Annotated in this window: 7 protein-coding genes and 1 pseudogene; 7 read left to right on the forward strand and 1 reads right to left on the reverse strand. The window is 72.4% G+C overall.

From position 1 onward, the window contains the following. The first annotated feature begins 35 nt into the window (after window positions 1-35). The 4 genes from P3T39_RS34060 (at window position 36) to P3T39_RS34075 (ending at window position 6656) form a co-directional block, all read left to right on the forward strand. Window positions 36-1541, forward strand: coding sequence for an amino acid decarboxylase (locus P3T39_RS34060; protein ID WP_280703151.1), 1506 nt, complete (start codon window positions 36-38; stop codon window positions 1539-1541). 27 nt (window positions 1542-1568) lie between these two features. Continuing rightward, the gene (locus P3T39_RS34065; RefSeq protein WP_280703152.1) at window positions 1569-4256 is read left to right on the forward strand and encodes a SpoIIE family protein phosphatase; all 2688 of its coding nucleotides are present in this window, start codon (window positions 1569-1571) and stop codon (window positions 4254-4256) included. A gap of 75 nt (window positions 4257-4331) precedes the next feature. Further along, the gene (locus P3T39_RS34070) at window positions 4332-5966 is read left to right on the forward strand and encodes a histidine kinase (protein WP_280703153.1); all 1635 of its coding nucleotides are present in this window, start codon (window positions 4332-4334) and stop codon (window positions 5964-5966) included. A gap of 42 nt (window positions 5967-6008) precedes the next feature. Beyond that, window positions 6009-6656 (forward strand): response regulator transcription factor, encoded by a 648-nt coding sequence (locus P3T39_RS34075; RefSeq protein ID WP_280703154.1) that lies wholly within the window; start codon window positions 6009-6011, stop codon window positions 6654-6656. Between the two features lie 19 nt (window positions 6657-6675). Here P3T39_RS34075 and P3T39_RS34080 read toward each other — a convergent pair whose 3' ends face one another. After that, window positions 6676-7008, reverse strand: a complete 333-nt coding sequence (locus tag P3T39_RS34080; RefSeq protein ID WP_280703155.1) for a hypothetical protein — start codon at window positions 7006-7008, stop codon at window positions 6676-6678. A gap of 286 nt (window positions 7009-7294) precedes the next feature. Between P3T39_RS34080 and P3T39_RS34085 the strand changes: the two genes are divergently transcribed. The 3 genes and pseudogenes from P3T39_RS34085 to P3T39_RS34095 all read left to right on the forward strand — a co-directional run bounded on the left by P3T39_RS34085 (window position 7295) and on the right by P3T39_RS34095 (window position 10154). Beyond that, window positions 7295-8122, forward strand: coding sequence for an MIP/aquaporin family protein (locus tag P3T39_RS34085; RefSeq protein ID WP_280703156.1), 828 nt, complete (start codon window positions 7295-7297; stop codon window positions 8120-8122). Window positions 8123-8731: 609 nt separating this feature from the next. Further along, window positions 8732-9784 carry a LuxR C-terminal-related transcriptional regulator gene (locus P3T39_RS34090; protein ID WP_280703157.1) on the forward strand — a complete coding sequence of 351 codons (1053 nt, stop codon included), beginning with the start codon at window positions 8732-8734 and terminating at the stop codon, window positions 9782-9784. Window positions 9785-9964: 180 nt separating this feature from the next. Next, window positions 9965-10154, forward strand: a pseudogene (locus tag P3T39_RS34095) (hypothetical protein). Window positions 10155-10556 lie beyond the last annotated feature (402 nt).

The raw sequence follows: 10556 nt of genomic DNA on the forward strand, positions 1-10556 counted from the left end.
CCTTCACCCGGCCCACTGCGACGCTGATCCCCGTGATGAGCCGAACCACGGGCACCGCCCAGCAGAGCGCCCCCTACGCCGAAGCCGTCCGCCGCTGCGCCCAAGGGGACTGGCTGCGGCTGAACGTCCCCGGACACGCCGCCGATCCGAGCCGCTTCGACGCCCTCGCCCGCCTGGTCGGCGACGCGTCACTGCGCCTGGACGTGCCACCGCTGCTGGAGGGCATCGACCTCGGCACCGACAACCCGATGGACGAGGCGCTCGGCCTCGCCGCGGCTGCCTGGGGCGCGCGCAGGACCTGGTTCCTCACCAACGGCGCCTCCCAGGGCAACCGCATCGCCACCCTGGTCGCCCGCTCGCTGGGGGAGACCCTGCTGGTCCAGCGCAGTGTCCACTCCAGCGTGGTGGACGGCCTGGTGCTCTCCGGCCTGCGCGCCGCCTTCGTCCACCCGTCCGTCGACGCCGCCATGGGCATCGCGCACGGAGTGACCCCCGCCGACCTCGCCGACACCATCGCCGCCCACCCGGACGCGGCCGCCGCCTATGTGGTGACACCGAGCTACTTCGGCGCGGTCGCCGACGTCCGCGCGCTCGCGGACGCCGCCCACACCGCCGGGATCCCGCTCATCGTGGACGAGGCATGGGGATCGCACTTCGGTTTCCACCCCGAACTCCCCGAGAACGCGCTCGCGCAGGGGGCCGACCTCGTGATCTCCAGTACCCACAAGCTGGCCGGCAGCCTCACCCAGTCCGCCATGCTGCACCTCGGCGACGGCCCCTTCGGCGACGCACTCGAACCCCTTGTCCAGCGGGTCTTCAACCTGACCCAGTCGACCAGCGCCAGCGCGCTGCTGCTGGCCTCGCTCGATGTGGCCCGCCAGACGCTGGTCAACGGCCGCGACCGGATCACCGGCTCGCTGGACGCGGCGGACAAGATGCGCGCGGCCGTCCGCTCCGCCGGGCGATTCGGCGTGGTGAGCGACGGCTTCGACCGCTTCCCCGACATAGTGGCCGCCGATCCGCTACGGGTGCCGATCGACACCCGGGCCGGCGGTATCTCCGGCCACGAGGCCCGCCGGCGGCTGATGCGTGATCACCGGATCATGGTCGAGGTCGCCACCGATTCCGCGATCGTGGCGGTCGTCGGGGCCGGCGCCGCGCCGGAGGGCGACCGCTTCCTCGACGCCCTCCATGCGCTCGGGTCCCCGCTGGGCGAGGAGCCGGCGCCCAGCCGGCTTCGGCTGCCGGTCCCCGGTCCCGTCCGGCTGACCACCCGTGAGGCGTTCCTCGCGCCCAGCCGCACCGTCCCCGCCCGCGAGGCCGTCGGACGGGTCTCCGCCGACACCCTCGCCGCCTACCCGCCCGGTATCCCCAACGTCCTGCCCGGCGAGGTGATCACCGCCGAAGTCGTCGACTTCTTCCACCGGACGGTGGCCGCGCCCAACGGCCACGTCAGAGGCGCGGCCGACCCGGCCGTCGCGACGCTGCGGGTCGTCGACGAGGACAAGCCGACAGCCACACCTCAGCACGACTTCCGGTAGGACCTTTCAGAGCCTCGCGCCCCTGGGATGCCCCGTCCTGATGGGCTGCCTACCGGTGGACGCTCCTGGGCGACCACGTTCCGGGAGCGTCCCGGCCCGGTTGACACCCCCCAGGGGCGGGCGTACAGAGAAGGGGTGCGTCAGGGAGTGCCGGCGGGCCGACCCGGCCCGCACACGAGCGGCGGTTCGGGAGCGAAACGGACTTCGCGGGCCCGCCCGTCCGCGACTCCTCGGGGAGCGGCCGCACCCCGCACCTACGCGACCCATTCGGCGGGCCGGGACACCTCGGCGGAGGAGTTGCTCGCGCACGGCCTGCGCAGGGCCGTCCGCAGCACCTCGGCCTATGGCGGCATGCTCTACCTCCGCTCGCCCGACCACCGCTCGCTCGTGCTCCGAGCCGTCGCCGGGGTGCCGTTGTCGCTGCTCAGCGGCTTCCGCCGGCTCCCGGCGGCCGGACAGGTGCCCGCCGCGGTCGCGTACCGCACCGGGCGCACCGTCACGCTGGCCGGTGCCGAGGAGACCATGCGGCGCTTCCCCCGGCTCGCGGTCGGCATGCCGTACGCCTTCGCCCTCGCCAGCACCCCCGTGTGCGTCGGCGAGGAGGCGATCGGTGCGCTGTGCGTGATGTGGCCCAGCTTCGACACCGGCATACCGCTCGCCGCGCGGCGCCACCTGCGCACCGCCGCCACGCGCCTCGGCAGCGCCCTCGCCGGACTCCGGGGCACGGACACCACCGTCGCGGCGCTCGGCGAACCCGTCGTGGTCGAGCTGCCAGGACCGGTCGGCCCGGCAGTCCGGGTCGGCGTGTTCGACTGGGACCTCGCCGCCGGGACCGTCACCGCCGACGACGGACTCCAGGCCATCCTGGGCCTGCCGGCCACCGACTTCGACGGCCGGGCCGCCACCGTCGCCGCCCTGATCGCCCCCGAGGACCGGGCCGCCCTGCGCGCCGCGGTCCTCGCCGCCGTCCACACCGGCACCCTGCCTACCCGCACCCTGCATCTGCGCGACCGGCACGGTGGCTACCGCCCGGTCAGGGTCTGGGGCCAGGTGCCGGGCTCCGTCCGGACCCATCTGATCGGCGCGGTCCTCGACACCACCCACGGCGCCGCCGCCGTCGCGGCCGTCGAACGACTGCGCGAAGGAATCTTCGCCCTCGACCCGGACGGCCGTATCGACTACCTCAACCGCAGCCTGGAACTCCTCCTCGACACCCCGCGCGAACGGCTTCTCGGCCGCCATCCCTGGACCGCCCTGCCCTGGCTCGCCGACCCCGCGTACGAGGACGGCTACCGAGCCGCCATGCTCTCCCAGCGGCCCACCGCCTTCGTCGCCCGCCGCCCGCCCGACCAGTGGCTCGCCTTCTCGCTCTACCCCGACACCCACGGCCTCACCGGACGCGTCATCCCGACCGCACCACCGCGAGAGCACGGCCGAGCCGACAGCGCACACAACGCCGACACCGTGCCGCGGCCCGCCCTGACCAAACTCGGCGCCACCTACTACCTGCTCCAGCTCGCCAGCGCGCTCAGCGAGGCCATCAGCGTCCGCGACGTCTGCGAAGCCGTCGCCGAGCAGATCCTGCCGGGCTTCGGCGGCCAGGAACTGGCGATCTACCTGGTCCGCGACGGTCACCTCTATCTGGCCGCCCAGAACGGCTACCCCGACGGCTTCCTGGACGGTTTCGAGGGAACCTCCGTACGCGCCAGACTGCCCGGCACCGAGACTCTCACCGGCGGCGCCCCGATGTTCTTCGAATCCCAGCACGAGCTGCTCGCCGCCTACCCCGGTATCCCCCTGGACGAGATGCAGTCCTGGGCGTTCCTGCCGTTGATCGCCTCCGGCCACCCCGTCGGCAGCTGCATTCTCGGCTTCGACCAGCCGCGGTCCTTCAGCACCGAGTCACGCTCCGTCCTCACCGCCCTCGGCGGCCTGATCGCCCAGGCCCTGGAACGCGCCCGCCTCTACGACGCCGAGTTCGTCCTTGCCCGCGGCCTGCAACAGGCCCTGCTCCCGCACCGGCTCCCCGAAGTCCCCGGCCTCACCATCACCGCCCGCTACCTCCCCGGCACCCGGGGCATGGAGATCGGCGGCGACTGGTACGACGCCGTCGTCACCGAGCGCGGCGTCTGCCTGGTCATCGGCGACGTGGAAGGCCACAGCGTCGGCGCCGCCGCCGTCATGGGCCAGCTGCGCAGCGCCGTGCGCGCCTTCATCACCGGCGGAATCCCACCCGAGGAGGTCCTCGCCCGTACCAATCGGCTGCTCGTCGACCTCGACCCCGGCCTGCTCGCCAGCTGCTGCCTGATCCGCCTCGATCCCGCCGACGGCCGGGCCGACGCCGCCCGCGCCGGACACCTGCCCCCGCTGCTGCGTCACCCCGACGGCCGTACCGAGGCACTGGACCTGGCGGGCGGCCCACTGCTCGGCATCGACGACCACAGCACCTACCCCGTCAGCACTTTCGTCGTGCCGCGCGGCTCCGCCCTCGCGCTCTACACCGACGGACTGGTCGAGGCCCCCGGCACAGCCATCGACGAGGGCATCGACCGACTGCGGGCCTCGCTCGCCCACGGCACCGCCGACATCTCGCTGGAGACACTCGCCGATCGGCTGCTCGGCGCCGCCCGCCACTCCGCGCACCGCGCCGACGACGTCGCCCTGCTGCTCACCGCCCGCTGCGCCCCGGACCCGGACCGGGCCCAGCACCCTTGATCACGACTTTCGTCGTCCCCGGTCACGACCAAAGGCAACGACGCCGTCCGGGGCCGTCCGGGTAGCCTCGCCCGGGTGGCGACGACAGCAGAACTCTGGACAGCAGCACGAGAGCGGGCCCTCCCCGGTCCCTGGGGGAGACGGGAGTACCTCCGCGAGGGTGCTTACGCCCTACTCATCTGCGTCCCGGGCGGACTCATGGCGCTGGCCGATCCGACCGGCCCGCTCGGCGCGGCCCCCATCGGACTGGCCGCCGCCGCCCTGTACCTGCTGCGCCGCGGGCTGCCGACGGCGACCCTGCTCATCGCGGCGACGGCCGTCGGCGCCTTCGGCGGCTTCATACCCGTCCTGGCCGCTGCCAGCTGGTCGGCCGGCTACCGGATAGCCAGGGCCAGGACACTCGTCGCAGCCTGTATCGGCACGCTCGTCCTGAGCACCGCGGTCGGCTTCTGCTACAACGTCGACGAACTGCCGGTCAGGGGACTCATCGGCATCAACCTGGCGATATTCCTGCTGCTCGTCGTCCTGCCCGCGGTGTTCGGCCGCTACCGCGCCCAGCGCCGCACGCTGCTCACCACACTCCAGGAGCGCAACGACCAGCTGCTGCGCGAGCGCGCCATGATCGCCCACCAGGCCAGGCTGCGCGAACGCCACCGGATCGCCCAGGACATGCACGACAGCCTCGGCCACCAACTGGCCCTGATATCCGTCCATACCGGGGCCCTTGAGGTGGACCGCAGTCTGACGGACCGTCAGCGAGAGGCGGTGGCCGTCCTGCGTCAGGCCGCCGTGACCGCGATGCGCGAGCTGCGGGAGACGGTCGGCCTGCTCCGCGACGAGAACGCGATCGGTGCGGCCGGGTCCAAGGGAGTGGCGGGCACGGCCGGGGACACCGGGGTGGCCGGCGGCGTAGAGGCGATCGAACGGCTCACCGATGCCTCCCGCGCCGCAGGAACCGCCGTGGCACTGACGCGCTCCGGTGAGATCCGCCCGCTCGCCGCCGCCACCGGCCACGCCGCGTACCGGATCGTCCAGGAAGCCCTCACCAACGCCCACAAGCACGCCCCGACCGCGCCGATCGACGTCGCCCTGCGCTACGAGCCGGACGCGCTGCTGGTCGAGGTGGTCAACGGCCCCTCCCGCGCGCCCGCGCCAGGACCGGTGGTCAGCGGCGGCCAGGGCCTGACCGGCCTGCGTGAACGCGCCCGGCTGCTCGGCGGCATGGTGCACAGCGGACCCACCACCGAGGGCGGATTCCGGCTGGCCGGAGTCCTGCCCTACGAAGGGAGCGGCCGCGCGCCCGCCGACGACCCCGACCTGCCGGAGGCGCCGCCGCCGGCCCCCCGGGTGCGGCGCAGCCCGGCCCTCGGCTGCGCCGTGGTGGTGGGTCTGGTGTCCATCGCCTTCCTGGCGCTGCTCGGCTTCGGCGGGTACATGCTGGTCGAGTCGTCCAACAACGCGACGCTGGAGCGCGAGGTGTACGACTCCCTCGAGGTGGGCCAGCCCGAGGACGCGATCAGGTCCAGGCTGCCGTCCGGCAGCGAGTTCATGACCAGCGAGTACAAGAAGAAGGGGCCCGAGGTCCCGAGCGGGGCGTCCTGTCTCTGGTTCACCGCGGGAGAGCAGAGCAGCGAGCCGGCCAGCGAGTACGTGAACCGGCTCTGCTTCCGCGATGGCGTACTGATCGAAAAGGTGCACTACCGTGCGTAGGTGCAGCCGTTCGACCAGTGCGCCAGCCCAGGAGGCCAAGCAGTGATCCGAGTCCTCGTCGCCGACGACGAGCCGCTCATCCGTGCCGGGATCCGGCTCATCCTCACCTCGGCCGACGACATCGACGTCGTCGCGGAGGCGGCCAACGGCCGTGAGGCGCTCGACCTGGCGCGGGCGCACGAGGTGGATGTGGTGCTGCTGGACATCCAGATGCCGGTGATGGACGGTCTCAGTGCGCTGGCCGAGCTGCCCAGGACGGTACCGGGCGCGCGGGCGCTGATCCTGACCACCTTCGGCGAACGGGAGAACGTGCTGCGCGCGGTCGCCTCGGGCGGTGCGGGGTTCCTGCTCAAGGACACCGCACCCCAGGAGCTGATCCAGGCGGTCCGGGCGGCGGCCGGCGGCCACGCCTTCCTGTCGCCCGCCGCCACCCGGCACATCGTGGACAGCCTCGCCGCCGGTCCCGCCGTCGCGCGCGGCGAAGCGGCCCGCCGGCGGTTGGCAGCGCTCTCCGAGCGCGAGCGCGAGGTGCTCGACCTGCTCGGCGAGGGGCTCTCGAACGCGGACGTGGGCACCCGGCTGTACATGAGCGAGGGCACGGTGAAGACGTATGTCAGCCGGATCCTCGCCAAGCTGGAGTGCGAGAACCGGGTGCAGGCCGCGCTGCTGGCGCGGGACGCGGAACTCTGACCTGCTGCCAGAAAGCCTGTCAGTGCCAGTAGTTGTGGACGTCGGAGCGGCTCTGCTGCCAGGCCCAGGTGATGAGGGCGATCAGCAGGGTCAGCAGGAGGAGCAGCGCGAGGAAGCCGGCCAGGCCGTTACGGCGTGAGGGCCTGCGGGGGGCTGCGCCGAGCAGCGGGGCCACGCGCCGTACGTCGTCGGCGTGGTAGCGCACAGTGCTGTGCGGCCCCCAGGCGCTGTCGGCGCCGTCGGTGCGGAACCTGACCCCATGGATCCTGGCGGTCTCGTGCACCGGGCCGACCTCCGGCCACAGGGTGCGCACCTGTCGCACCGTCAGCCAGCTGACCTCCTCGCCGTCCATACGCAGTCCCCTCCGTCCGCCCCCGCCCCCTCCTGCCATGACACGGCGGGTGTGCGCCGGCGTCAAGGGGTCGCAGCTTCAAATCCTGCCCTCCGGAGCACCATGCCCGAGCGTCGTCGCAGCTCGGTCGCCGTGCCGCGCATCGCGACACGGCGGGCGTCGCGTCCTCGCAGCCCCCGGGGCCTCGAACAGCCCCGCTGGACGAGCAGGCATCGGCGATGTGCGCACACGATGGAGGCGATGACTCGGCCGGCCGGCCGACCGAACCGTCGGAACAGGAACCTCCATGGCAGAGCGACCGGAGCAGGCACGCGGGTGGGGGCTGTTGGGTGAACTCTCCGCCGAGTTCACCGGCACCATGATCCTCATTCTCTTCGGCACGGGTGCGGTGGCCCAGGTCGTGGGGGTCAGCCTCGGTGCCCACGACAGCATCGCCTGGGCCTGGGGATTCGGCGTCACCTTCGGCGTCTATGTCGCGGCGCGGCTGAGCGGTGGTCATCTGAACCCTGCGGTCACCGTGGCGCTGGCGGTCTTCAAGGGCTTTCCGTGGCGGAAGGTCGCCCCGTACGCGCTGGCACAGACCTCGGGCGCGTTCGTCGCGGCGCTGCTGGTGCGGTGGAACTACACCGAGATCCTGGCCAAGTTCGACCCGGGCCATACGATCAAGAGCCAGGCGGTGTTCTCCACCCTCCCCGGCAACGGCGCGTTCCCGGTGAGCGAGCTGGGCGCGCTGCGCGACCAGGTGATCGGCACCGCGATCCTGGTCCTGCTGGTATTCGCGGTCACGGATGTGCTCAACGATCCGCCGCGCGCCAACCTCGGCCCCTTCATCGTGGGCCTCATCGTGGTCGCGATCGGCATGGCCTTCGGTGTCAACGCCGGCTACGCCATCAACCCGGCCCGTGACTTCGGTCCTCGGCTGGCCAGCTATCTCACCGGATACCACCACGCCTGGCGGGACCAGTACGGGAATCTCTACTTCTGGGTGCCGATCGTCGGTCCGCTCCTCGGCTGTCTCGTCGGTGGGGCCGTCTACAAGTTCCTCATCGGCAACTTCCTGGTCAAGGGCGGGGTTCAGGAAGTGGGAAGGGCTCCGGCCCCCGAGAGCGGCTGATCCGGGCCACCCGCTCCGAGTCCGGTCGGTGGCCCGCGACTGGCACTCGCGACTCCGAGGCTGTGGAGTGGAAGGTGGCGCCCGATCACAGCCTTCTCTCTCGCGAACCTCGGTGACGTCCATGCGGAACCCGCCAGTGCCCGATTCCCCCGCTCGCGCGGGGCACCGCGGCCTGGCGCCTTCCGGCGACCCGATGTCCGCGGTCAGGTTCGCCCGCCCAGCGGTTCCGAAGCTTCTCGTCAGTCGCCCCGCGCTGCTGGAGCGACTGACGGCCGGGGTGCAGAGGCCGCTCACCCTCGTCACCGGCCCGGCCGGCGCCGGCAAGACGGTGCTCGCCGCCCACTGGGTGGCCGAGTGCCGTGCGCACTGTCCGACCGTGTGGCTGACCGTCGAACCCGGTGACGCTCCGGGCGTCTTCTGGACCTACGTCCTGGAGGCGTTCCACCGGCACGGCGTACGGCTGCCGCCCGGGACGGGCAGGCCCACGCGCGCCCAAGGGGTCGACCAGTCGCTCCTCGTGAGGCTTGCCGAGGGGCTTGCCGAGTATCCGGAACCGGTGGTCCTGGTACTCGACCAGGCCGACACGCCACGCTCACCGCCGCCGTCGAGGTGTGCGGGCAGCCCGGGACGGAGGACCCGCTCTGCGAGTCGCTGGGGTCGCTGGCCCTGGTCGAGCTGCTGCTGGGGCAGCTGCGGCAGGCGGAGGGCCACGCGCGCGCATCGCTGGCCGTCGCCGAGCGGTCGGCGCTTCCGCGGGAGAGCCGAGCCGGACTCGACCACCTCGTCCTGGCGGGCGTCGCGGTCGAGCACAACGACCTCACGACCGCCCGAACCCATCTCGACCTGGCAACCGCATCTGCGGGATCGCGCCCGGAACCCGCCGCTGCCGTGGAAGCCGCGGTGATCGGCTCCCGACTGGCGGCCGCCGAAGGCGGCCGGGAGAGAGCGCTCGCCGTCGTCTGCGGGGTCAGCCGGCCTGCCGCCCCCCTGCACCTGTCCGAGTGGATGGCGGACGAGCTGGCCATCGCGGAGTCCTGCGCGCATCTCGCGCACGGTGACGCCGGCGCAGCCCTCGATGCGCTGGACGCCGTGACCTCACAGCGGCCCGAGTACGCCGTCGTCCGGGCCCGCGCACTGCTGGCAGCCGGAAGCAGCGACCGCGGGCTGGAGGTACTGGCCGAACTGTCGGTCCTCCAGCCCGTCACGGCGGCCAATCGGGCGCAGGCGTGCCTTCTCCAGGCCCAGGCCGCCGCGGAGCGCGGTTCCACCGAGGACGCACACGGCTTCCTGCGCGAGGCGCTCGGGCTCGCCCGGCCGGAGGAGCTGCGGCGGGTGTTCGTCGAGAGCGGTCCCTGGGTGCGAAGGCTGATTCGTCGGGACCCGCAACTGGCCCAGGCACACGGCTGGCTGCTCGCCCACGGCCTGGGGTACCCGCGTGCGGGGGCCTGTGGGCAACTGCCCGTGATGGTGGAGCCGTTGAGCGAGCGGGAGCGCCAGGTACTGCGCCAGGCCGCACAGTTGCTGTCCACAAGCGAGATCGCGGCGGAGCTCTACGTCTCCACCAACACGGTGAAGACCCACCTGAAGAGCATCTACCGCAAACTCTCCGTTGCCCGACGCAGCGAGGCCGTCCACCGGGCCCGCGACCTCGGCCTGTTGTGACCGTGCCCCTGTCGTGACCGTGCCCCAGCCGTGGTCGTGCTCCTGTTGTGGTCGTGCTCCTGTTGTGACCGTATCGGAGCACGCCTCGCCCGAACCGGGCGATGCCGCCCGCAACGGATGGGCCGACGATTGCAGGAGAAGCTGCAAGCCCCGAGGTCCGGATCCGACGGGAGTTCTCGCATGCGCTACGAATTCCGCGTGGCCGACGTCGTGTCGGAGACGATTGCCGAAGCCTTTCCCGAACTCGCGCGCGCCCGAGCAGACGCTGCTCTTCGGCACGGTCACCGACGAGGCTCATCTGTACGGGCTGCTCGCCCGCTTCCAGTCCCTCGGTCTGCGCGTGCTGGAGATGCGGAAGCTGCCCGAGTGAGACCGGAGGACCCACCAGAGCCGAGAAGGAGAGAGGGCTGACGACAACGCTGCCTCACTCGCAGGGGCCGGAGCAATGTCTGAGCGCGGCGCTGGCAGCGGTGGAGCGGGCCTACGACCGTCTGATGAGCGCCCGCGGCCGGACCCGCAACTGCTGCTCGACCTCCAGCGCAAGGCGCGCGAACTGACCGATGCGGCTGCTCGATCACCGGAAGCGACGCCGGACGGCCGGTCGAGACGGGTCCGGCGCCGCTGCGCCGGCGCCGACCGCGGTGCCCTGTGGATCATCCGTCACAGTCGCTGACCTCGACGTGTGCTGAGGGCGCGGCTCGGTTTGGGTTGACCGCGGAATAAGGACGACGGATTGCCGTCCGGGCTTTAGTGGCCCGGGTCACATCACCGT

It is taken from the genome of Kitasatospora sp. GP82 (assembly GCF_029892105.1).
In the GTDB taxonomy this organism is placed as follows: domain Bacteria; phylum Actinomycetota; class Actinomycetes; order Streptomycetales; family Streptomycetaceae; genus Kitasatospora.

What these genes read in the sequence shown, in the direction of transcription:
- P3T39_RS34060 (WP_280703151.1), top strand. Translation starts at nt 36, where the DNA reads ATGAGCCGAACCACGGGCACCGCCCAGCAGAGCGCCCCCTACGCCGAA.
- P3T39_RS34065 (WP_280703152.1), top strand. Translation starts at nt 1,569, where the DNA reads ATGCCCCGTCCTGATGGGCTGCCTACCGGTGGACGCTCCTGGGCGACC.
- P3T39_RS34080 (WP_280703155.1), bottom strand. Translation starts at nt 7,008, where the DNA reads ATGGACGGCGAGGAGGTCAGCTGGCTGACGGTGCGACAGGTGCGCACC.
- P3T39_RS34085 (WP_280703156.1), top strand. Translation starts at nt 7,295, where the DNA reads ATGGCAGAGCGACCGGAGCAGGCACGCGGGTGGGGGCTGTTGGGTGAA.